The 22138-nt window shown below is 58.9% G+C and carries 17 protein-coding genes and 1 other RNA gene; 8 read left to right on the forward strand and 10 right to left on the reverse strand.

The window, feature by feature from the left end; genetic code table 11:
• Positions 1 to 54 precede the first annotated feature (54 nt).
• The 7 genes from C5F71_RS16630 to C5F71_RS16665 all read right to left on the reverse strand — a co-directional run bounded on the left by C5F71_RS16630 (position 55) and on the right by C5F71_RS16665 (position 11457).
• Positions 55 to 1707 carry an ATP-binding protein gene (locus tag C5F71_RS16630; protein WP_104911557.1) on the reverse strand — a complete coding sequence of 551 codons (1653 nt, stop codon included), beginning with the start codon at positions 1705 to 1707 and terminating at the stop codon, positions 55 to 57.
• Between the two features lies 1 nt (position 1708).
• Positions 1709 to 2974 (reverse strand): restriction endonuclease subunit S, encoded by a 1266-nt coding sequence (locus C5F71_RS16635; protein ID WP_104911558.1) that lies wholly within the window; start codon positions 2972 to 2974, stop codon positions 1709 to 1711.
• Positions 2967 to 5462: a class I SAM-dependent DNA methyltransferase gene (locus C5F71_RS16640; RefSeq protein WP_104911559.1), complete on the reverse strand. Its 2496-nt coding sequence runs from the start codon at positions 5460 to 5462 to the stop codon at positions 2967 to 2969. The genes C5F71_RS16635 and C5F71_RS16640 overlap by 8 nt, the downstream gene beginning before the upstream one ends.
• A gap of 461 nt (positions 5463 to 5923) precedes the next feature.
• Positions 5924 to 6317, reverse strand: a transfer-messenger RNA (tmRNA) gene (gene ssrA, locus C5F71_RS16650).
• Positions 6318 to 6419: 102 nt separating this feature from the next.
• Complete coding sequence (locus C5F71_RS16655; protein WP_104911560.1) at positions 6420 to 6704, reverse strand: hypothetical protein; 285 nt, start codon at positions 6702 to 6704, stop codon at positions 6420 to 6422.
• A gap of 100 nt (positions 6705 to 6804) precedes the next feature.
• Positions 6805 to 9639, reverse strand: a complete 2835-nt coding sequence (locus C5F71_RS16660; RefSeq protein ID WP_070994381.1) for an FAD-binding and (Fe-S)-binding domain-containing protein — start codon at positions 9637 to 9639, stop codon at positions 6805 to 6807.
• Between the two features lie 123 nt (positions 9640 to 9762).
• Entirely contained in the window at positions 9763 to 11457 is a 1695-nt protein-coding gene (locus C5F71_RS16665; protein ID WP_092233337.1) for a lactate permease LctP family transporter, read from the reverse strand.
• A gap of 259 nt (positions 11458 to 11716) precedes the next feature.
• On the opposite strand from C5F71_RS16665, the gene C5F71_RS16670 reads away from it, so the two are divergent.
• Positions 11717 to 12484, forward strand: a complete 768-nt coding sequence (locus C5F71_RS16670) for an FCD domain-containing protein (RefSeq protein ID WP_070994380.1) — start codon at positions 11717 to 11719, stop codon at positions 12482 to 12484.
• Between the two features lie 65 nt (positions 12485 to 12549).
• Here C5F71_RS16670 and smpB read toward each other — a convergent pair whose 3' ends face one another.
• Positions 12550 to 13032: an SsrA-binding protein SmpB gene (gene smpB / locus C5F71_RS16675; RefSeq protein ID WP_029299012.1), complete on the reverse strand. Its 483-nt coding sequence runs from the start codon at positions 13030 to 13032 to the stop codon at positions 12550 to 12552.
• Between the two features lie 168 nt (positions 13033 to 13200).
• On the opposite strand from smpB, the gene C5F71_RS16680 reads away from it, so the two are divergent.
• Positions 13201 to 13635, forward strand: a complete 435-nt coding sequence (locus C5F71_RS16680; protein WP_029299010.1) for a type II toxin-antitoxin system RatA family toxin — start codon at positions 13201 to 13203, stop codon at positions 13633 to 13635.
• Positions 13628 to 13942, forward strand: a complete 315-nt coding sequence (locus C5F71_RS16685) for an RnfH family protein (protein WP_104911561.1) — start codon at positions 13628 to 13630, stop codon at positions 13940 to 13942. Before C5F71_RS16680 ends, C5F71_RS16685 begins: the two co-directional genes overlap by 8 nt.
• A 61-nt stretch (positions 13943 to 14003) precedes the next feature.
• Here C5F71_RS16685 and C5F71_RS16690 read toward each other — a convergent pair whose 3' ends face one another.
• On the reverse strand, positions 14004 to 14531 hold the full coding sequence (locus tag C5F71_RS16690; RefSeq protein WP_029299006.1) for an outer membrane protein assembly factor BamE: 528 nt from the start codon (positions 14529 to 14531) through the stop codon (positions 14004 to 14006).
• 98 nt (positions 14532 to 14629) lie between these two features.
• Here C5F71_RS16690 and fur point away from each other — a divergent pair, with 98 nt between their 5' ends.
• A complete protein-coding gene (fur, locus tag C5F71_RS16695; RefSeq protein WP_003194220.1) occupies positions 14630 to 15034 on the forward strand; it encodes a ferric iron uptake transcriptional regulator in 405 nt (134 codons plus the stop codon).
• Positions 15035 to 15130: 96 nt separating this feature from the next.
• Here the strand turns inward: fur and recN are convergent, their stop codons facing one another.
• Positions 15131 to 16804: a DNA repair protein RecN gene (recN, locus tag C5F71_RS16700; protein WP_029299005.1), complete on the reverse strand. Its 1674-nt coding sequence runs from the start codon at positions 16802 to 16804 to the stop codon at positions 15131 to 15133.
• Between the two features lie 232 nt (positions 16805 to 17036).
• On the opposite strand from recN, the gene grpE reads away from it, so the two are divergent.
• The 4 genes from grpE (at position 17037) to dapB (ending at position 21890) form a co-directional block, all read left to right on the forward strand.
• Positions 17037 to 17606, forward strand: a complete 570-nt coding sequence (gene grpE / locus C5F71_RS16705; protein WP_104911562.1) for a nucleotide exchange factor GrpE — start codon at positions 17037 to 17039, stop codon at positions 17604 to 17606.
• A gap of 103 nt (positions 17607 to 17709) precedes the next feature.
• Positions 17710 to 19632, forward strand: a complete 1923-nt coding sequence (gene dnaK / locus C5F71_RS16710; RefSeq protein ID WP_029299003.1) for a molecular chaperone DnaK — start codon at positions 17710 to 17712, stop codon at positions 19630 to 19632.
• A gap of 316 nt (positions 19633 to 19948) precedes the next feature.
• Complete coding sequence (dnaJ, locus tag C5F71_RS16715) at positions 19949 to 21073, forward strand: molecular chaperone DnaJ (protein WP_029299001.1); 1125 nt, start codon at positions 19949 to 19951, stop codon at positions 21071 to 21073.
• 10 nt (positions 21074 to 21083) lie between these two features.
• Entirely contained in the window at positions 21084 to 21890 is an 807-nt protein-coding gene (gene dapB, locus C5F71_RS16720) for a 4-hydroxy-tetrahydrodipicolinate reductase (RefSeq protein ID WP_029298999.1), read from the forward strand.
• The last annotated feature ends 248 nt before the right edge of the window (positions 21891 to 22138 follow it).

Consider the following 22138-nt stretch of genomic DNA (forward strand, 5'->3'; position numbering starts at 1 on the left):
ATCCAGTTCAGGCGTGTATGGGCTCATACAGGCTCATAGCGGCTCATAGAATTTTTAGCCGAGCTTATAGACCGACCAGCGTCGTTCACCTTGTTGTATCAGTGTGCCCTTGTCTTTCATGCGCTTGAGCAGTTTTGCCGCCTGATCAGGCGAGAGCCGACAAAGATCCATTACTTCAGCGCGCTGAATCTGCCCATGCTGCTGCACGTAGTTCAACACCATCTGCTCATGTTGAATGGGTGTGAAGCCTGCCTGGCGGGTATAGCCGGCCTTGTCGCCCACGGCCTGGTACAGACTGGCTGACAGAGTGTAACTGCGCCCTCGGGTAGAACCGTGGGCCTCGACCAAGCCTGCTTCGGTCAGGGCCTCCAGCGTGCGTTTGGCACTGGCGGTGTCGCGCTGGATCTGTACGGCCAGTTCGTCGGCCGTGACGCGCTTGGCCTCTCGCAGGGCGGCCAGGGCGATCAGGCTGTCGATGGGCAGCTCGGCGTTGGTGGCGCGCTCGTGCTCGACTACCAAGCGGCGGAAGTCAAGGTCGGCCTCTGTGGTGGGTAGGCGCAGCACCACGCTCTGGGCAGTGGTGTAACTGTAGTCCGGGGCCGGCCGGCCGAACTTGAGCATGCCGCGGAAAATCTTGTCCACGCCTCGGCCGGAGCGTTCGACCACGCCGACGCGCTTCATTGCGTCGGCCAGGGCCGGGTTGCGCGGGCGCGGTTCGGTCACCAGCAGGTTGGCCAGGGTTACGCCATCGACCAGTCCGCCGGGGTTGCTGACCACCAGGGCATCGTCCTCCAGGCGCACATGCACCGCGCCCCTGCCGTGGTAATCGCGATGGACCAGGGCGTTGGCTACGGCTTCACGGAAGGCACCGAAGTCGACCTTGGGCACTGGCACGCGGAACAGGCCGACCTGTAGTTCTTCCTCTGGGTTGTATGGACGGAAGTTGGTTTCCAGCCAGTCTAGTGCCTTGAGCAATGGGAAGCGGCGAAACTCATTGAAGCGCACTGCCTGCTGGGCCAGCACCTGGAAAGCGAACTCGTGGGTGGGCACCAGTTGGCGCAGGGAGGTTTCCCGGCCGATCAGTAGCAGGCCGGTAAGGGTCGGCACGCGCATACCGTCCGGCTGGCGCGCAGTGAGCAGCAGCGCGCCGTCCAGGGCTTCGTCGTCCAATTCCAGCAGAACTCGGTCGCCGCCGTATTGCTGCACCGCCTGGCGCAGGCGTTCGCGCTCCAGCGGGTCAAGGTCGGCGAGAGTGGCACCGGCCACCGGCTGGGCGGAAACATCGAGCAGGCCGAAGCTGCTTGCGCGGCTGCTGCGCTCATGGGGCAGCATGGCTATGCATTCGGGCGAGCCGTCGTGTTTCAAACGACGGCGCAGGTAGACGCCGCTGGTGGTGGCCACCTCGCCCTGGGTTTTGGGTACATGGATACGTGCCACGGTCACGCCATCCAGATCGAGCGTCTCGGCCTGTACGTTCAGCGACGGCGAGGTGCGCGCTGCGACCATGCCGGCCAAGCCCTCCAGCAGGCGATGCTCCGCATGCAGGCCGGTGGGCGTACCGTCGTCCTCGACACCTAGCCATAGCTCGCCGCCTTCGGCATTTGCCAGGCAGACCAGCGCTTCGATTAGTTCGCGGTCGGGGAGCTTGCTGCGGTCGCTCTTGAATTCGACGGTGAGGGATTCGCGAGGTGGCAGGCGCAGTGGCATATCAGGCTTCCGTTTGTGCAGCTGCTTGCTGCATAGATTCCAGTAGCGGGGTGACACGCACGCGGCCGGTCAACAGGTCGTCCATTAGGCCAATCTTCTGCTGCCGAAGCTTTTCCAGTTCGGCATCATGCGCTGTCAAATGCTGCTCAGTTTCCATCATGATGGCGGCCGCTTGATCCTGCTCTCGGCGCGGAGGTAACGCAATTTCGTAGCTTTTGAAGAATGGCAGGCCTATGGTCTTGATCGTGCTTCCCATCGCTATCGCTTCAAACTTAGGCTTTTCTCGCTGCAGGTAGAAGTACAGGAAAAGGTTGTTCAGCTTTTCTCCGCAACGCCACGCCATAAAGTGCTGGCTAACCGCCATGTTGCAGCCGAGGATGGCGCTCTTACCAATCCCTGCATCGCGGGACAGAATGACAGTTCCTTCGGAATGAAGAACTGCCGATGAGTTGGCTATACCAAGCTCGCTGATTTCCTTGTCCGTTTCGTGGATGTAGATCTGGTCGAGGCGATGCGAGTCGGCCAGAGAAACCCACTTCACTCCGCCATTCCAGTAGGAAAGAACATCCTTGCTCGGCGTGTGCCCGCTGCCACGTGCCGTAACCGTATCGAGCCGGAGCACCTCCCACTTGCTCGGGATCCACCCCAGCGGCGATTCCTTGTAGAGCTGCGGCGCTTCGCTCTGCGGCGGGCGCAGTTGGCCGTTGGCGTCGATGCCACGGGCCAGCAGGTCGTGCAGCAGGCCCTGCTTGACGGCCTTGAGCTTGACGATCAGTTCCTGGGTTTCGCGGATGGCGGTGTCGAGGGTGTCGAGGATTTGGGCAATGCGCTTCTGAGCGGGATAGCCAATAGGCGGTTCGGCTATCGCATAAACATCCTTCGTCGACAGATGTCGGACTGTCGTTTGCGGGGTTCTACGATGGATTTCCGCGATTTTTGGCTTCAGGTACCAATACAAAAAGCCTTGATCAATTTCTCTACTAGCCGATGAGATTCTGCACACACGTTGATTGAGCAGAGCATCTTCACCCTCCCATCGATGCACCTCAAAATCGCCATCCATGGCAACCAGTAGGTCGCCTTTGGAGACGCGATATGCAGGGTCATACGCGCCTCGGAATCGAACCTCAGTGGTGCTGCCACCGAGATCACGAATCCGAATCAGCGGCAAACCATCAAGCTGATTGAAGCCGCTAGACGGAAAGGCAAAGCCAGATAGCACCTCAATCTTTCCATTGAGTAATGGAGCCTTATCGAGCTCAAACATACCCCAACCCCTTCAGGAACCCCTCAAACGCCTCTGTCGCCGCATCGCGCTTCTGCTCTATCTCTTTCAGCGTTACCCGGTACTTGTCCCACCAGTTCTCGAATGCGGCAATAATCTGCGCGCGTTGAGCGGCGATATAGCGCTCAACGATAGTCTGCATATCGTTGTGCAGAATAGTCAGCAGCAGCTCGGCGGCTTGTGGCTCGTCCAGGCCGTCGACAGCTTGATTCAGGTGGCTGGCGAAGTTTTCCTGCTGGGTTTTAAGCAGCCTCTTTACGTTGGCCAGCTCGACCTTCCAGGCCTTGATATGGGCTTCGTTGATCGGACTTTCTTCGTCGTCGGCATCCACTTCGCCGTCTTCCTCGTCGGAATCCTCTCCCTTGCTTGTGGCGGCGATCTTAAGCTGGCTATCCAGTTCGGCTTTTCTCGCTTCCAACTCGGCTAGCCCGGCTACGAAATCGCCGAGAAGGAACTTCACCAGTTTGTGCTCCAATGGGCTTTGCTTGCTGGCCTTGTCTTCCAAGGCGGTGATGATGCTGGTGCGCCAAGCGTCGATCACACCCCGACTGCCGCGCGCCATCAAACCGAGAAAGTCATACTTGCTCTGGTACCAGAAGCCGGCGACGATGCCCCTGACTTGGAAGGGGTCGAGCAGGGCAATACGTTCCAGCGTCTGGCTAAAGCTGGCCAGCAGTTCTCCACGCAGATTGACCAGCGCGGCGTTATTATCGAACTTCCCGGCCAAGGCGGTTATACGCGGGCTGTGTTCGTGCCACCAGCTCTCGAATGCCTCACGCAGGGCGGCTTCCTTGGACTGCAGGCCGGCATTGCCTTCGATGGCCGGCTTGAGGTCGGCACGGCGGGTTAGCTCGCCGCCAAAGTCGAAATATTGCAATTCGCGCGCCACGAGAAGGTCATGCGGGTCGAGACCATGCGCGGCGAACAACGGAGCTTTCGCCTCGATTTCGGCCTCGGGCACACCGCCAAACAGGTGTGCACGCACATCATGCGGCTCGGGCAGCGGTGCGTTATCCACATAGCGGCGGATATTAAGGTTGTAGTCGTTTTCACGCAGTGTGGCGATATCCACCACGTCGCTGAGACCGCCGATCCGGCGAAATTCGTCAAAGGCGGTGGTGATCTTCTCGATGTGCTCGGGCAGTAGGTAGTTCTGCGCACGGCCCTCGAAGTACTCGCGGTCGGCGTTGATAAACAGCACCTTGCCCTGCCGCTGGGCAGGCTTGGCGCTGATACGGTTGGCACCTTCCTGCTTTTGTTGCCGCAGGATGAGGATGCAGGCGGGAATGCCAGTGCCATAGAAAAGGTTGGCCGGCAGGCCGATCACGGCTTCGAGCAGGTCGTTTTCGATAATGCCAGCGCGGATTCCGCGTTCCTCACCGCCCCGGAACAGCACGCCGTGGGGCAGTACGGTGGCGATCATGCCCTCGTCGCGGGTCACGGCGAGCATGTGCTGGAGGAACATCAGGTCGGCCTTTTTCGAGCCCAGCGGCACTTCACCGAAGCGGAAGCGCTGCTCGCGGAATGTCGGGTTCCAGGCCAGGCTGCCATCTGGGCTTTTCTCGGTATGACCCCAGTTGATGGAGAATGGCGGGTTGGTGAGGACTCGGTCGAAGCGGCGCAGTTCGCCGCCCTCGATATGCCGAGGGTCGGCCAGTGTGTCTTCGTTCTCCAGCCAGGCGTTGCTGATGCCATGTAGCAGCATGTTCATCTGCGCGATGGACCAGACGGTACCGTTGAATTCCTGGCCGAACAGGTTGGCCTTGCGGCCGTCCTCGCCGTGCTCGTCGATATATTCCTTGGCAGCAATCAACATGCCGCCCGAGCCGCAGCAGGGGTCGTAGACATCGTGTGCCAGAGTCGGCTTGAGCAGTTGAACCATCAGTCGCACGACAGAGCGCGGCGTATAGAATTCACCGCCTTTCTTGCCGGCCGAGTCGGCGAACTCGGCGATCAGGTACTCGTAGGCTGCCCCGAGTAGGTCAGGGAATTCGAAGTCACTGTTATGCAGGCGCACTTCACCAAAGTGGGTGATGAGCTGGCGCAGCTTCTGATCGGAAATCTTGCTCTGGCCGACCTTGCGGGTGAAGTCGATGTGCTCCAACACCCCTTCCAGGGAGACGTTATTCTCCTCAATGCCGCCCAGCGCTTTGTTAAGCAGGTCGCCGACATTGATGTGCGCTTCGTTGAGCAAATACTTGAAGCGCGAATGGCTGGGCACCCAAAAACTGCCATCACGCTTGTACCAGCGTGGGTTTTCCGCCGTGACAAAGGCCTCGGCCTTGCTCTTGCCAGCGTTTATCTCATCGGCTACGACCTGCTCATAGCGCTCCTCGAATACGTCGGAGCAGCGCTTGAGGAACAGCATGCCAAAAATGTATTCCTTGAACTCCGAGGCATCCATCTTGCCGCGCAGAATATCGGCAGCCTTGAACAGATGGCGTTCCAGTTGTTGCAGCGTGAGGGGCATTGCGGAATCTCTTGTGGGCACCCAGGGAGCGTATGCCAATCCTGATGGTATTAGATGCCGGTGATTGTATCCCACTCCACGCTCGGCACTGAGCAGTCTCGGCTACACGGGTTCAGGTTGGGTGCTAGCTCTAGCTGTACTGACTTTTTCATGTCTATGATTTCGCGCTGATGCCATTGCAGCGCGAAGCGCCTTGAGCTGTTCGCCATAACCATATAGGGCAGCTATAAAGTGGGATGACTGCCTTGAGTTGGCGGTCGGAGAGGCGGAGCGTTAACCCAGGAATGAGAGCTTCCTCTGATCCCATTTTGATATTCAAAAAAAATAGAGCCGGATGCCTTGGAATACAAAAAAACGCTGGAACTCAAAAAAATGGAACGCCCTCGCAGTCCTTAACCCTCTGTATTTACTGGATTTCAGGCACAAAAAAAGACGTCCGTGGACGTCTTTAGATGTTGAAGTGGTGGAGCCGGGGGGATTTGAACCCCCGTCCGCCAGTACTCTGCTGTCGGTACTACATGCGTAGCCGTGTCTATTAAGTTAACCCTCAGCGACCCGACGGGCAGGGTGCTTTGGGCGAGTTGTGTAAGTTTTAGCCGCTTCGTCCACAACGTACTGCACGGCGATTCTGTTCTATATGACAATCACTTTGGGTTTACAGACATCCCCTGATGATTGCTGGACCCGAAGGTACCAGGAGGGAAGGGCTAAGGCTGCTTACGCAGCGAGAGCGTATTCCCCGTAGGTTTCGTCATTGGCAACTATAGAAAGTTGCAACAGTGGATTTACGAGTTCTGTTACCAACTCGGCATGCACCTAAAGGTTCGCAACCGGCGTCGAATCCTAAACGGCCCCGTGCTTGTTGCTCGATGTGATCGTGAGCGACAAGCCTGCGCAGTGTACGTCAAACGGTCACAGAAGGCCAACCCGAAAGGTTGGCCTTGAGCGGTTGGTGGGTTATGGGTTGCCGCCTTTGTCCAGGTTCTGCAGGTCTTGCAGGGCCTTGGACGTGATCTCGATACACTTCTTTTCATCGCCGGCCGCATGGGCGGCTTTGGCTTGGGAGACGGCGGTGTCGATCTCGCCGCTTTTGCCGCTGGTGTCGGTGGCCAGCAGCGCTTTGCCGTTGTTGATTTTTTCCAGGTTGATCTGGCACAGATCTGCTTCATTACCTGCGGCAAACACGGGGGAGGCCAGCATCGCAGCGGTAACGAATACGCCAGCCAGTACGGAACGCTTCATGGGTATCTCCTTGTGCAAAGAGGTCTCGATGCTGCGCGGTACGTGCGGCAGCTGGCGAGGTTATTGGTAAGCCCCGGTTGCCCGGGGCTTAAGCAAGTGACTACGCCAGTGTGCAGGGGTTCGTTTTTATTGCGCGGGCCTGGGTCACCCGGTCGACCAGGTAGACCAGGCCGTGGTAATCGATCCCACCATGCTGGGTCAGACCGATCTCACAGGTGCGGCTGGTGGAGATGCCTTCGCTGCAGTACTGCACGGCGTCCTTGAGGGAGCGCAGGGAGTGGGCGTTGAGTTCCGGGGTGGTGAAGCCTTTGTCGCCGGCAAACCCGCAGCAGTGGATGCCTTCGGGGATGACTACGTTGTTGCTGCAGCGCCGGGCGAGGTCGATCAGGGCCTGGCTTTCGCCCAGGTGCTGGGTGCTGCAGGTGACATGCACGGCAATGGGGGCATCCTGGGGTGTGAAGTCCAGGCGGTCCATCAGGTGGGTGCGGATAAATCGAACTGGGTCATAGAGGTCCAGACGCGTTTGCCCCAGGTCCTGGACCAGGCGCAAGGTGCAGGGGCTGGTATCGCAATAGATCGGGTCGAGGCCGCCACGGCTGGCGTGGAGCAGGGCGCCGATCAGTTCCTGGCGTTTGTGCTCGGCCTGTTCGGCGTAGCCTTTGGAAGCAAAGGGTTGGCCGCAGCACAGGCTGTCTGGGTTGTCCGGGATGACCACCTGGTAACCGGCTTTTTCCAGCAGGCCACGGGTTTTGTCGTACAGCGACATTTGCTCTTTGTCCCCGGCCGCCGGGCCCATTGCTCGCGATACACAGGCCGCGAGGTAGACCACCCGTGGTCGCTCGTCGTTGACGGCGGGGCTGAAGCGGATGGCTTTTTCCGGCTGTGGCATGGCGCTGGTCCACTGCGGGATTTGGCCCTTGGACAGCTTGGTTACGGAGGCCGAGAGCTTCGCCAGGCGTGGCGCGCCGAGCAGCATGCGCGCGCCGTTGGCCACATGCAGGGTAAAGCGCGCACCTTGCAATGCGGTGGAGAAATGGTTGGCCAGCCACTCGGCGGTTTTCGTACTGTCAGCTTCGCGGCTACGCAGTTTTTTCACCAGGTCACCGGTATTGATGCCTACCGGGCAACGCTGGGCGCACAACCCGGTGGCGGCACAGGTGTCGATGCCTTGGTAGTGATACGCCGCTTCCAGCTCGGTGGTATCGATGCCGGCGCGTTTACGTGCCTGGATATCGCGCCAGATCACGATGCGCTGGCGTGGGCTGAGGGTCAGGCCTTTGGATGGGCATACTGGCTCGCAGAAACCGCACTCGATGCACTTATCCACAATCTCGTCGGCGGCCGGCAGCGGCTTGAGGTTTTTCAGGTGGATTTGCGGATCTTCGCTCAGCACCACGTCCGGGTTGAGAATGCCGTTGGGGTCGAGCAGGCGCTTGAGTTGCCACATCAGTTGATAGGCATCGCTGCCCCACTCCAACTCGACGAAGGGCGCCATGTTCCGACCGGTGCCGTGCTCGGCTTTCAGCGAGCCGCCGAACTCCACGGCCACCAGTTGCGCTACGTCATCCATGAACGCCTGGTAGCGTGTGACTTCTTCCGCGCTGTTGAAGCCTTGGGTGAAGACAAAGTGCAGATTGCCTTCGAGCGCGTGTCCGAAAAGGATGGCTTCGTCGTAGTGATGTTTGTCGAACAGCTCGATCAAGCGGTTCACGCCGATAGCCAGTTGCTCCACCGGGAAGGTCACGTCTTCGATGATCACCGTGGTGCCGGTTTTGCGTACGGCGCCGACGGCAGGGAAGGTGTCTTTGCGGATGGCCCACAGGCGAGCGTTTTCCACCGGGTCTTCGGTGAAGTCGACTTGTTTCTCGACCGGGAAGTCGGCCAGCGACGCCATGATCAGCGCCAGTTGCTCCTGCAGCAGCGACGATGAAGCGGCGCGGGATTCGATCAATAGCGCGCAGGCACCTTCCGATAGCTGCTGTACGAAAGCGGGCATGCCGGGTTTGTCTTGCACCGAGCGCATGCTGCGCCGGTCCAGCAACTCGACCGCTGACACCGGCTGGGTTTTCAGCACCGTTACGGCGTTGCAGCAGGTTTCTACATCGGGAAATACGATCAGGGCCGAAGCTTTGTTCGGGTGATCGATCACCGTGTCGTAGGTCACGGCGCTGATAAAGCCCAGGGTGCCTTCGGAACCCACCAGCAGATGGCTGAGGATATCCAGTGGCTCGTCGAAATCCACCAAGGCGTTTAGCGACAGGCCGGTGGTGTTTTTCAGACGGTATTTATGGCGGATTCTTGCGGCCAGTTCAGCATTGGCCCGCGTCTCGCGGCCCAGGGTAGCCAGGCGTTCCAGTAACGGGCCGTGTTGCTCGCGGAAAGCGGCGACGCTGGCGGCATCCTCGGTGTCGAGGCGGCTGCCGTCGGCCAGTACCAGGCGAATCCCGGCCAGGGTGTGGTAGGTGTTCTGGGCGGTGCCGCAGCACATGCCGCTGGCATTGTTGGCGACAATCCCGCCGATCTTGCAGGCATTGATCGATGCCGGATCCGGGCCGATCTTACGCCCGAATGGCGCAAGCCACGCGTTGGCCTGGGCTCCGATCACCCCGGGTTGCAGGCGGATTTGCGTACCTTGGCCACGAATCTCGCGCCCGTTCCAGTTATCGCCGAGCACGATCAGCACCGAATCGCTGATCGCCTGGCCGGAAAGGCTGGTGCCAGCTGCACGAAAGGTCACTGGCACGCGGTCGCGTTGCGCCAGTTGCAGCAGTTCGACGACTTCATCTTCCGATTCGACTCGGATCACCAGTTGTGGGATCAGTCGGTAAAAACTGGCGTCGGTGCCGAAAGCCAGGGTGGAAAGAGGATCGTCGAAGCGCCGATCTTTCGGGATCAGTCGTGCGACAGCATCAAGGAACGCGATGGGCAGACTCATGGGTCCTCCAGGATCAGCAGCACCCAGTCTGGGGAGCCTAGGCGCCACGGTCCAGCAGACTGGGTTGTGAATAGCTGACGCCGCAAGGCTGCGGCGTCGGTTCTAACGGTATTGCCTGTGGTCTTAATGCACCAGCATGCCGGTGAACCAGTACGCCTGGGCGTAGGTGATCAGGCCGACAATTGTGGCAAAAAACAGGCTGTGCTTGAGGGTAAAGCGGAACAGGTCGGATTCTTTACCCACCAGGCCGGTCGCGGCGCAGGCCACGGCGATCGATTGCGGGGAGATCATCTTGCCAGTCACGCCGCCACTGGTGTTCGCCGCCACCAGCAGGGTGTCGCTGACACCGATCTGGTGTGCGGTAGTGGCTTGCAGGGAGCTGAACAGGGCATTGGACGAGGTATCGGAGCCGGTCAGGAATACGCCCAGCCATCCGAGGAACGGCGAGAAGAACGGGAATGCTGCGCCGGTGCCGGCCAGTACCAGCGCCATGGTCGAAGACATGCCGGAATAGTTGGTTACGAACGCGAACGCCAGCACCATGCCGATGGACAGGATTGGCCAGCGCAGCTCGTAGAAGGTCTCTTTCAAAGTGGTCAGACCAGTTTTGAAGTTGATCTTCAGCACCAGCATGGAGATCAGCGCAGAGAAGAAAATCGCTGTACCGGTCGCGGAAATCGGGTCCAGTTTGAACACCGCTGGAATGGCAGTGGGGTTGGTGACAATCGGCGCAACCTTGATCACCATCTGGTCCAGGTGCGGAATCGCAAAGTTGAACACCCAGCTGTACATCGAACCGCCGGCGGCGAACATCGCCTTGAACGGCTTGAGGGTCCAGATGGTGACCAATACGGTCAGGATCAAGAACGGCGACCAGGCCTTGAAAATTTCCATCAGGCTGTAAGGCGAAGCCACGGAAGTACGTGGCTGGCCGAAACCGCCGACGCTGCCGGTGACCGAAACGCTGGACGTGGCGCCGGCAATCTGGGCACCCGCAGTGCGCTTGGGCTGCCAGACTTTCAGGAACAGGGTCAGGGAAATCAGGCTGGCCAGGGCTGAGGTGATGTCAGGCAGTTCCGGGCCGATAAAGTTGGAGGTGAAGTACTGGGTGATGGCAAAGCTCAAGCCGGCCACCAGTGCGGCAGGCCAGGTTTCCTTGACGCCGCGCAAGCCGTCCATCATGAACACCAGCCAGAACGGCACGAACAGCGACAGCAGCGGCAGTTGGCGGCCGGTCATGGCGCCGATCTTGAAGGCGTCGATACCGGTGACTTGCCCGGCGACGATGATCGGGATCCCCAGGGCGCCAAACGCCACCGGTGCAGTGTTGGCAATCAGGCACAGGCCGGCGGCATACAGTGGGTTGAAGCCCAGTCCTACGAGCAGCGCGGCAGTAATCGCTACCGGGGCACCGAAACCGGCGGCGCCTTCGAGGAATGCGCCGAAGCAGAAGCCGATCAGCAGCACTTGCAGGCGTTGGTCATCGGTAATCGACAGTACTGAGCTGCGGATCACTTCGAACTGGCCGCTCTTGACCGTCAGTTTGTAGAGGAATACCGCGGCGACGATGATCCAGGCGATTGGCCACAGGCCGTAGGCAAAGCCGTAGCCGGCGGCAGCGAGTGCCATATCGACTGGCATCTGGAAGGCGAAGATCGCTACCAGGATCGACAGCGCCAGGGTGATGCTCCCGGCAACATGGCCTTTAAGGCGAAACACCGCCAGGGCCAGGAAGAAAAATACGATAGGAATAACGGCGGCCAGTGCGGATAGGCCAAGGCTGCCGAGTGGGCTGTAGAGCTGTTGCCAGGTTTGCATATGGGGTGGCCCCTAATTGTTGTTGGTCATGCATGTTTAGCTGATTTGGATAATTGGTAAGACCAATTTACAATCGCTGATGGCTAGGTTAAGAGCCTTCGGGGTGATGTGTCAATTTGCCGCCTGAGAAACTTTGGTCGCATGTCGGCGGCGTGGGGTCTGATCGGTGTAATCAAAGGGGTTCTGATAGGTGCCGACAGCGCGGCAATAGGCCAGAATAGAGGGCCCGGCGAGTGGCCGGGATCGTGGAGAGTCAGTTATGGCGTTTGATCAGGTGCGTCAGCGCCGTTTGTCCGACGATATCGTCGAGCAGCTTGAGGGGATGATCCTTGAGGGCACGTTGAAGTCGGGCGAGCGATTGCCGGCCGAGCGCGCACTGGCTGAACAGTTCGGTGTGTCGCGCCCGTCGTTGCGCGAGGCGATCCAGAAGCTGGCGGCCAAGGGGTTGCTGGTCAGTCGCCAGGGCGGCGGTAATTATGTGGTGGAGACGCTGGGTTCTACCTTCAGCGACCCCTTGTTGCATCTGCTGGAAAACAACCCCGAAGCCCAGCGTGATCTGTTGGAATTTCGCCAGACGCTAGAAGCATCGTGTGCTTATTACGCCGCGCTGCGCGCCACGGAAGTGGACCGCGAGCGTCTGACTGCGGCTTTTGATGCCTTGCAGGATTGTTATACGCGTGATGATGAGGTGAGCCGTATCGAAGAAGGCGCGGCCGATGCCAGGTTTCACTTGGCTATCGCCGAAGCCAGCCACAATGCGGTCTTGCTGCACACCATCCGCGGCTTGTTTGATCTGCTCAAGCGTAACGTGGTGACCAATATCGGTGGCATGTACCAGCAGCGCAGCGAAACCCGCGACATGCTGATCAATCAGCATCGGGACTTGTACCTGGCGATTATCGAAGGGCGGGCCGAGCAGGCGCGGGAAGTTTCAACACGGCACCTGCTATATGTGCAGGAGGTGTTGGAGGAGGTGCGTCAGGAAGTGCAGCGCATGGCGCGGGCGGAGCGGCGTAAGGGGATGTAGCCAATAGTGCGGCGCAGGGAGCGGGCTCCCTGGCCACATGGGCGCGCATCAAGGGGCGGGGAAGGTCAGTCTTCCTTGCCCTTGTTGCGTACGGCGCGCTGCAATTCCCGATTGGAGTCGCGCTCGCGCTCGGTATCACGCTTGTCGTATTCCTTCTTGCCCTTGCCCAGCGCGATTTCGCACTTGACCAGATGCTTGCTCCAGTACCACGACAGGCAGACGCAAGCGTAGCCTTTCTGTTGTACCGCGGCGGCGAGCTTTTCCAGTTCGCGTGCATTGAGCAGCAGTTTGCGCGTGCGTACCGGATCGGCAATCACGTGGGTGCTGGCGGTCATCAACGGCGTGATATGACTGCCGAGCAGCCAGGCTTCGCCATCTTTGAGCAGCACGTAACTGTCGACCAGTTGCAGCTTGCTGGCGCGCAGACTTTTTACTTCCCAGCCGGCCAGGACCAGACCAGCCTCGAACCGATGTTCGATGAAGTAATCGTGTCGCGCCTTTTTGTTTTGCGCGATGGTCCCTGTTGGGTGTTTCTTTTGTTTAGCCATAGGGGCGGCATTATAGGCAGTTGCGAGCGTGTCGGCTACGGTCAACCTGCGTGCTTGAGCGTGTTGGACGAATCCCGGACAATACCGCCAGTTTTCTGGTTTTTTTCTCTCGCGAATCGTGCAGTCTTTTCGCGATGTTTGCCGCTCAGCTTCGGAAATAACGCTCCCATGACGACGCATATTCAACGCTCGGCCCTGCTGCCTTACCCGGCGCAAGCGCTTTATGACCTGGTCAACGACGTGGCGAGCTACCCGGATTTCCTGCCCTGGTGCTCCTCATCCACGGTATTGGAGAGCAGCGATGAGCATATGCGCGCGAGTCTCGAGGTGTCCAAGGGCGGGCTTGGCCAGAAGTTTGTCACCCGTAATGTGCTGGTTCCTGGGCGGTCCATCGAGATGAATCTGGAAGAAGGGCCATTCACCCAGTTGCACGGGGTCTGGGTATTCAAGCCATTGGGGGAGAAGGCGTGCAAGATCAGCCTGGACCTGACGTTTGATTACGCAGGCTCCATTGTGCGGGCGACCCTGGGGCCGCTGTTCAACCAGGCGGCGAATACCTTGGTGGATGCGTTTTGCCAGCGGGCCAAGCAACTGCATGGCTGAGCGATTGATTGAGATTGAGGTGGTCTACGCCGCAGTGGATCGCCAATTGTTGTTGAGCCTGGCGGTTGCGCCGGGGACGAGCCTACGGGCGGCGGTGCTGGCGTCAGGTATTGCGACACAGTTTCCCGAGCTGGATATCGACAGTTGCCCATTGGGGGTTTTTGGCAAAGTTGTGGCGGACGCTGAAACCCGTAGCGTGCAGGCTGGTGATCGCATCGAGATCTATCGGCCCTTGCTCGCCGATCCGAAGGAAGTGAGGCGCCTGCGAGCGGCAAAAGCAGCCGAAGCTCGGCGGCTGAATCCATAGTCTGTGAAACAGCAGGCAACAAAAAGCCCGGCATGCCGGGCTTTTTGTTGAGCGATGCAAATTATTGTGGGCTGGCGTCCAGAGGTTCTGGAGTTGGCACCGGAACGGTTTGCACACCGTCGATATCTTTCTGAATCTGGTCAAGCAAGGAGCCTGGCTTGGCCGGTACCTCGGACTTGGGCTGTTCAGCATTCTGCGCTGGCGCAGTGACGCTGGTCCCGCTGTCCTTGCCCAACAGGGCTTCATCACGGCTTACGCCAGGCATGAAGTCACCGGAAAGGCTGACGAGCTGATCGTTGCCATTAAAGATGACACTGACGCGCTCCTGTTGGCGCTCCCCGCCTCCAGGTTGCAGGCTATAGAGATAATCCCAGCGATCGGCATGGAATGTGTCGGTCAGCAGGGGATTGCCCATGATAAACCGTACTTGCCGTCGGGTCATTCCCGGGCGTAACTGGTCTATCATGTCCTGCGTGACGACATTGCCCTGCTGGATGTCGATTTTGTAAACCCCGGGGAATGAACAACCGGCGAGTGCGAGCAGTCCCACAAGGGTGAAACTGGTTAGCAAGAGCTTGGTGTTTTGCATCGGTGGGCGACTTCCACTATCTTGGCTGGGACAACGTAAACGCCGATCATACCCGTATTAAGAGAAGCTGCGAAGCAGCATCCGCGAGAAAGCTAACCATGGTTGAAAATAGCGAACTACGCAAAGCCGGTCTTAAAGTGACTCTGCCACGAGTCAAGATTCTACAAATGCTCGATTCCGCCGAGCAACGCCACATGAGTGCCGAGGATGTCTACAAGGCGCTGATGGAGTCTAACGAGGACGTTGGCCTGGCCACGGTTTACCGTGTACTGACCCAGTTCGAAGCCGCAGGGCTGGTGGTTCGTCATAATTTCGACGGCGGTCATGCAGTATTTGAACTGGCTGACGGTGGTCATCACGACCACATGGTTGACCTGGATACCAATGAGGTTATCGAGTTCACCAGCCCCGAGATCGAGGCGCTGCAGCACAAGATTGCTGAGGAGCACGGATTCGATTTGGTTGACCACAATCTGGTTCTGTACATACGTAAGAAAAAGTAAGAAAGCTACGCAGATCCACTCTGCGAAACGATCGAAGGCGACCCTAGGGTCGCCTTCGTGTTTTCTATCGGGGGGAAACCCAGTGTGAAATAGGGCTCAGGCCTTCGCTGTCACCACCATTTTCTTCGCATGGGCCAGGGACTCCTTGGTCAGATCGATGCCGCCGAGCATGCGCGCGACTTCTTCGACCCTTTCGGTCTTGTTTAGCTTGGACACAGCAGTATGTGTCGCATCGCTGCCCCTGACCTTATGCACAAACAGATGCTGATGCCCCTGGGCTGCCACTTGGGGCAAGTGGGTAACGGTCAGTACCTGCCCGCGTTCGCCGAGGCGACGCAACAATTGACCGACGATTTCTGCCGTCGGTCCACCGATCCCCACGTCCACTTCGTCGAATACCAGTGTAGGTACGCGGGAGGTCTGGGCAGTAATGACCTGGATCGCCAGGCTGATCCGTGACAGTTCACCACCAGACGCTACCTTCGCCAGGGCCTTGAGGGGTTGGCCTGGGTTGGCGCTCACCAGCAGCTCGACCTGCTCCAGGCCGTTGGGCTGCAGCTCGTTGCCACTATTGGCATGCAATTCGATGGTGAAGCGCCCGCCGGGCATGCCCAGTCGCTGGATTTCCTGTTCCACGGCGCAGGCCAGTCCGGTAGCCGCTTGCTGGCGCAGGTCGCTTAGTTCCCGGGCTTTTTCCTGATAGTGGCGGGCGAAAGACGCCAGTTCATCGCCCAGGCGCTCGATGGATTCATCGTTGGCATTCAGGGTTTCGATCTCGTCCAGCAGTTTTTGCTGCATGGCCGCCACTTCGGTTGGCTGGATCCGATGTTTGCGCGCCAGGGTATAAATAGTGTCGAGGCGCTCTTCGATCTCTTGCAGGCGTGCCGGATCGGCATCGAAGTGGTCAAGGAAGCGGTTCAGCTCGCCAACCGCCTCTTCTACCTGGATCTGCGCACTGGTCAGCAGGGTGGTGGCTTCATTCAGCGAGCCAGAGCCACTGTTCACACTCGACAGGCGGTTAAGGCTTGCCGTCAGGGCGTTCAGCACATTGCCGGAATCGCTTTCGCTGCATTGCTCGACAACCTGGCGACAAATGCCCAGCAAGGTTTCGGCATTGGTCAGGTTCTTGTGCTCCTGCTCCAATTGTTCCAGTTCTGTTTCGCCCAGGCCCAGGCTTTCCAGTTCTTCCAACTGATAGCTGAGGAGCTGGTGGCGGGCCCGCTGCTCGTCGCCGGAGTTGGACAGACGCTCCAGCTCCTGGCGGGTCTGGCGCCAACGTTGTGCGGCCAACTGCACCTGGCGCGCCAGGTCGGTGGCACCGGCGTACTCATCCAGGAGCCGGCGATGGGTATCGGTTTTGAGTAGGGATTGATGTTCGTGCTGGCTGTGGATATCGATCAGCAATTCGCCCAGGGCTTTCAGGTCGCCAAGGGGGCAGGGCGTGCCATTGATATAGCCCCGTGAGCGGCCTTCGGCGGTGATTACGCGGCGCAGGATGCACGGGCCGTCGTTATCAAGGTCGCGCTCGGCAAGCCAGGCGCTGGCTTCCGGAATATCCGCCAGGTCAAAAGTCGCCAGGATATCGGCCTTGTCTGCGCCGGGGCGAACCACGCCGCTGTCGGCGCGATCGCCAAGGGTCAGGCCCAGGGCATCGAGCATGATCGATTTGCCGGCGCCGGTTTCGCCTGTGATTACGCTCATCCCGCGATCCAGTTCAAGATCCAGGTGCTCAACGATGGCGTAGTTATGTACGGACAGGTGAACCAGCATAGTGGCTGCTCCCAGGCTTTAGGTCTGGTTATTTATACAGTGTTTTGTTTGGCGCTGACAATCCTGAGGTTTAGCTCGATTTGCTTGGATGGCGGGATTTTTTAGTGCGATGTGGAATGTGCGGGAAAGTGTGAGTCGGGGCGTGTCGGCCCTTGAACCTGGAAATTGTGGCCCCATATACCGGAACAGAAGCGCGAGTTGAGTTCGCGCAGGATTCTGAAAGGAGAAAATTATGGCTGACGAACAGACGCTGGATACGCAAAACCCAGACGCCAACCAGGCCTCGCAGGCAGCGGGTGAAGACCTGGCGGCTCGCGTGCAAGTGCTCGAAGAGCAACTGGCAGGCGCTCAGGATCAGGCTTTGCGTGTTGCTGCCGATCTGCAGAACGTCCGCCGCCGCGCCGAGCAGGATGTAGAAAAAGCCCACAAGTTCGCGCTGGAGAAGTTCGCCGGTGATCTGTTGCCGATCATCGACAGCCTGGAGCGCGGCCTGGAGCTGTCTAGCCCGGACGACGAAAACATCCGTGGCATGCGCGAAGGGATCGAGCTGACCCTGAAGATGTTCCAGGACACCCTGAAGCGTTATCAGATGGAAGCCATCGATCCACAAGGCGGCGAGCCGTTCAACGCGGAGCATCACCAGGCCATGGCCATGCAGGAAAATGCTGACTTTGAGCCCAATAGCGTGTTGAAGGTGTTCCAGAAGGGCTACCAGCTCAATGGTCGCCTGTTGCGCCCGGCGATGGTGGTGGTGAGCAAGGCTCCCGCACCGGTTTCGCCATCGATTGACGAGCAGGCTTGAAATCGTTCGTAACGACCCCATTTATAAGTCAAGCGTTTAAGTGCTACCGCAGTTAGCCACCACTGCTGCGGCAACCAAATCCAAAGTTTCGGGAGAGTGAATCATGGGCAAAATTATCGGTATCGACCTGGGGACCACCAACTCCTGCGTCTCCGTGCTGGAAAACGGCGTATCCAAGGTTATTGAGAACGCCGAAGGCGCACGTACTACCCCTTCCATCGTGGCTTACGCCAACGACGGCGAAATCCTGGTAGGCCAGTCCGCCAAGCGTCAGGCTGTGACCAATCCGCATAACACCCTGTACGCGGTGAAGCGTTTGATCGGTCGTAAGTTCGACGAAGAAGTCGTACAGAAAGACATCAAGATGGTGCCGTACAAAATCGCCAAGGCCGACAACGGTGACGCCTGGGTTGAAGTGAACGGCCAGAAAATGTCGCCGCCACAAATCTCGGCTGAAATCTTGAAAAAGATGAAGAAGACTGCCGAAGACTACCTCGGTGAAGCAGTGACCGAAGCGGTGATCACCGTTCCGGCCTACTTCAACGACAGCCAGCGCCAGGCGACCAAAGACGCCGGCCGTATTGCGGGCCTGGACGTAAAACGTATCATCAACGAACCAACCGCGGCTGCTCTGGCCTATGGCATGGACAAGGCCAAGGGCGACCACACCGTGATCGTTTATGACCTGGGTGGCGGTACTTTCGACGTTTCCGTGATCGAAATCGCTGAAGTCGATGGCGAGCACCAGTTCGAAGTGTTGGCGACCAACGGTGACACGTTCCTGGGCGGTGAAGACTTTGACATTCGTCTGATCGACTACCTCGTCGACGAATTCAAGAAAGAAAGCGGCATGAACCTCAAGGGTGACCCGCTGGCGATGCAGCGCCTGAAAGAAGCCGCTGAAAAAGCCAAAATCGAACTGTCTTCGAGCAATTCGACCGACGTGAACCTGCCGTATATCACTGCAGACGCCACCGGTCCTAAGCACTTGAACGTGAAGATTTCGCGCGCCAAGCTCGAATCGCTGGTTGAAGACCTGGTTCAGCGCACCATCGAACCTTGCCGCATCGCCCTGAAAGACTCGGGTATCGATGTTGGCTCGATCAACGACGTGATTCTGGTCGGTGGTCAGACCCGTATGCCGCTGGTGCAGCAGAAGGTTACTGAGTTCTTCGGTAAAGAAGCGCGTAAAGACGTCAACCCGGACGAAGCAGTTGCCATGGGTGCTGCCATCCAGGGTGCGGTATTGGCCGGCGACGTGAAAGACGTGCTGCTGCTGGACGTCAGCCCGCTGACCCTGGGTATCGAAACCATGGGCGGCGTGATGACTGCGCTGATCGAGAAGAACACCACGATTCCTACCAAGAAATCGCAAGTGTTCTCGACTGCCGATGACAACCAGGGCGCGGTGACTATTCACGTGCTGCAAGGTGAACGTAAGCAGGCTGCGCAGAACAAGTCCCTGGGCAAGTTCGACCTGGCCGAGATTCCACCAGCTCCACGTGGCGTGCCACAGATTGAAGTGACCTTCGACATCGACGCCAACGGCATTCTGCACGTAGGCGCCAAGGACAAGGCCACTGGCAAGACTCAGTCGATCGTGATCAAGGCCAACTCCGGCCTGTCCGAGGAAGAAATTCAGCAGATGATCAACGACGCTGAAAAGAACGCCGAGGAAGATCGCAAGTTCGAAGAGCTGGCCGCTGCCCGCAACCAGGGTGATGCACTGGTTCACTCGACGCGCAAAATGATCGCTGATGCTGGCGACAAAGTGACTGCTGAAGAGAAGACTGCAATCGAAGCTGCAGTGGTTGCCCTGGAAGCCGCCGTTAAAGGCGATGACAAGGCCACTATCGAAGCCAAGGTTGAGGAACTGTCGAAAGTCTCCGCGCCAGTGGCTCAGAAGATGTACGCCGAGCAAGGCCAGCCAGCTGACGGTGCCGCGCAACAGGCAGAGCCTGAAGCCAAGCACGATGATGTTGTCGATGCCGAGTTCGAAGAAGTAAAAGAAGACCAGAAGAAGTAACTTGGTCGCCCGGTTGACCGCTATCAAGCGGTGACTGGTAGGATGTCGCCGCGCGGGAGCTTGCTCCCGCGTTGGCGTGTCTGGGGTACGCGAATTTTTACAGCATGCGACAAGGTTCGGATGTTGGCGGTGTGATCGGGAATGCTCCTGCTTTGCGATCAACAATCACCGCGTTTTTAGCTGGGTCTCGGCTGAGAGCAGTAAAGACCAGGATCGTTGAATTTGACGTGAGTTGGGTCCGGGCCTGTATTGGGGCTCAACGAGTTTGGCAGGCTCAGGAGGGTTTTGCCGGACGTCCTTAAGAGTGCAAAGACTTATGGCAAAGCGTGACTATTACGAAGTGTTGGGTGTGGAGCGCGGCTCCAGCGAGGCGGACCTGAAGAAGGCTTACCGTCGCCTGGCGATGAAGCATCACCCGGACCGTAATCCGGATAACAAAGAATCCGAAGAATTGTTCAAGGAGGCCAACGAGGCCTACGAATGCCTGTGTGATCCGAACAAGCGCGCAGCCTACGACCAGTACGGCCACGCGGGTGTCGATCCGAGCATGGGTGGCGGCGGTGCCGGTTTTGGCGGGCAGAACTTCTCCGATATCTTCGGTGACGTGTTCAGCGACTTCTTCGGTGGCGGTCGCGGCGGTCAGCGTGGCGGTGCCCAGCGCGGCAGCGACTTGCGCTACACCCTGGAGCTGAATCTGGAAGAAGCCGTGCGCGGCACCAGCGTCAATATCCGCGTGCCGACGCTGGTCAATTGCAAGCCGTGCGACGGTTCAGGTGCCAAGAAGGGCTCTTCGCCGATTACCTGCCCGACTTGTGGTGGTATTGGCCAGGTGCGCATGCAGCAGGGCTTCTTCTCTGTGCAGCAAACCTGCCCGCGTTGCCATGGCCAGGGCAAGATCATTTCCGATCCGTGCGACTCTTGCCACGGCGAAGGGCGTGTTGAAGAGTACAAGACGCTGTCGGTGAAAGTGCCGGCGGGTGTCGATACTGGCGACCGTATTCGTTTGTCGGGCGAAGGCGAGGCGGGTGCGCAGGGTGGCCCTACGGGCGATCTGTACGTGGTGATCAATGTGCGCGAGCACTCGATCTTCCAGCGCGACGGCAAGCACCTGTTCTGTGAAGTGCCGATCAGCTTTGTCGATGCCGCCCTGGGTGGCGAGCTGGAGATTCCGACCCTCGATGGCCGGGTCAAGCTGAAGATCCCTGAGGGGACGCAGACCGGCAAGCAGTTCCGGATCCGTGGCAAGGGCGTTGCGCCAGTGCGTGGCGGTGGGGCGGGCGACTTGATGTGCCGTGTGGCCGTTGAGACCCCGGTCAACCTAGATCGTCGTCAGCGTGAGTTGCTCGAAGAATTGCGCAGCTCGCTGGACGGTGATGGCTCCCATTCGCCGAAGACCGCTGGCTGGTTCGAAGGCGTGAAGCGCTTCTTCGGCGACCTGTAAGGACGTGGATATGCGACGTATAGCAGTGATGGGCGCCGCCGGGCGCATGGGCAAGAACCTGGTGGAGGCGGTGCAGCAGCGCTCGCCTCTGTCGGGGCTGACTGCGGCGATCGTGCGCCCGGGCAGTACGCTGATTGGCGCCGATGCTGGTGAGCTGGCTTCGCTGGGGCGGATCGGAGTGTCGTTGTCCGGTAGCCTGGAGCAGGTGGTTGATGAGTTCGATGTGCTGATCGACTTCACCCTGCCCGAAGTGATGCTGAAAAACCTGGCCTTCTGCCGTAAGGCTGGTAAGGCCATGGTTATCGGTACCACTGGCCTGAATGCCGAGCAGAAGCAGTTGCTGGTTGCGGCGGGCAAGGACATCCCTATCGTGTTTGCCGCCAACTTCAGTGTGGGCGTCAACTTGTCGCTGAAGTTGCTCGACATGGCCGCACGGGTGCTGGGTGATGATGCGGATATCGAGATCATCGAGGCCCATCACCGGCACAAGGTGGATGCGCCATCGGGCACCGCCATGCGCATGGGTGAGGTGATTGCCGATGCCTTGGGGCGCGATTTGTCGAAAGTCGCGGTGTATGGTCGCGAAGGTCATACCGGCGCGCGTGAGCGCGAGACCATTGGCTTTGCTACGGTGCGCGGCGGTGACGTGGTGGGTGACCACACGGTGCTGTTTGCTGCCGAAGGCGAGCGCCTGGAGATTACCCATAAGGCCTCCAGTCGTATGACCTTCGCCAAGGGCGCAGTGCGTGCGGCATTGTGGCTGGAGGGTCGCGAAGCGGGCCTCTACGACATGCAAGACGTGCTGGACCTGCGTTAATTAGTAGCAAAAACGGGCCCCGGGTATTACTCTAGGGCCCCGTTTTTACCCGCTAAGCGACGTCCTGTCGCATTCTCCTGCCTTTTAGGCTCTTTAGCGGTGGACCAAAAAAGCCTTTTTCTGTAAGCTACAGCTTTAGTGTGTCCACTAAAAGCGCGCAGAATAATTCAGTGAAGAAGCGGGGTGACGTGTCCATACGTCACTCCGCTTTTTTACAACCTGCGATCGCCCTTTCAGGCTTTATTTAC

The sequence above is a fragment of the Pseudomonas sp. LG1D9 genome, assembly GCF_002949995.1.
GTDB lineage: Bacteria > Pseudomonadota > Gammaproteobacteria > Pseudomonadales > Pseudomonadaceae > Aquipseudomonas > Aquipseudomonas proteolytica.

Coding starts and splice junctions, on each gene's coding strand:
- C5F71_RS16630 (WP_104911557.1), bottom strand. CDS start 1,707: ATGCCACTGCGCCTGCCACCTCGCGAATCCCTCACCGTCGAATTCAAG.
- C5F71_RS16635 (WP_104911558.1), bottom strand. CDS start 2,974: ATGTTTGAGCTCGATAAGGCTCCATTACTCAATGGAAAGATTGAGGTG.
- C5F71_RS16640 (WP_104911559.1), bottom strand. CDS start 5,462: ATGCCCCTCACGCTGCAACAACTGGAACGCCATCTGTTCAAGGCTGCC.
- C5F71_RS16655 (WP_104911560.1), bottom strand. CDS start 6,704: ATGAAGCGTTCCGTACTGGCTGGCGTATTCGTTACCGCTGCGATGCTG.
- C5F71_RS16660 (WP_070994381.1), bottom strand. CDS start 9,639: ATGAGTCTGCCCATCGCGTTCCTTGATGCTGTCGCACGACTGATCCCG.
- C5F71_RS16665 (WP_092233337.1), bottom strand. CDS start 11,457: ATGCAAACCTGGCAACAGCTCTACAGCCCACTCGGCAGCCTTGGCCTA.
- C5F71_RS16670 (WP_070994380.1), top strand. CDS start 11,717: ATGGCGTTTGATCAGGTGCGTCAGCGCCGTTTGTCCGACGATATCGTC.
- smpB (WP_029299012.1), bottom strand. CDS start 13,032: ATGGCTAAACAAAAGAAACACCCAACAGGGACCATCGCGCAAAACAAA.
- C5F71_RS16680 (WP_029299010.1), top strand. CDS start 13,201: ATGACGACGCATATTCAACGCTCGGCCCTGCTGCCTTACCCGGCGCAA.
- C5F71_RS16685 (WP_104911561.1), top strand. CDS start 13,628: ATGGCTGAGCGATTGATTGAGATTGAGGTGGTCTACGCCGCAGTGGAT.
- C5F71_RS16690 (WP_029299006.1), bottom strand. CDS start 14,531: ATGCAAAACACCAAGCTCTTGCTAACCAGTTTCACCCTTGTGGGACTG.
- fur (WP_003194220.1), top strand. CDS start 14,630: ATGGTTGAAAATAGCGAACTACGCAAAGCCGGTCTTAAAGTGACTCTG.
- recN (WP_029299005.1), bottom strand. CDS start 16,804: ATGCTGGTTCACCTGTCCGTACATAACTACGCCATCGTTGAGCACCTG.
- grpE (WP_104911562.1), top strand. CDS start 17,037: ATGGCTGACGAACAGACGCTGGATACGCAAAACCCAGACGCCAACCAG.
- dnaK (WP_029299003.1), top strand. CDS start 17,710: ATGGGCAAAATTATCGGTATCGACCTGGGGACCACCAACTCCTGCGTC.
- dnaJ (WP_029299001.1), top strand. CDS start 19,949: ATGGCAAAGCGTGACTATTACGAAGTGTTGGGTGTGGAGCGCGGCTCC.
- dapB (WP_029298999.1), top strand. CDS start 21,084: ATGCGACGTATAGCAGTGATGGGCGCCGCCGGGCGCATGGGCAAGAAC.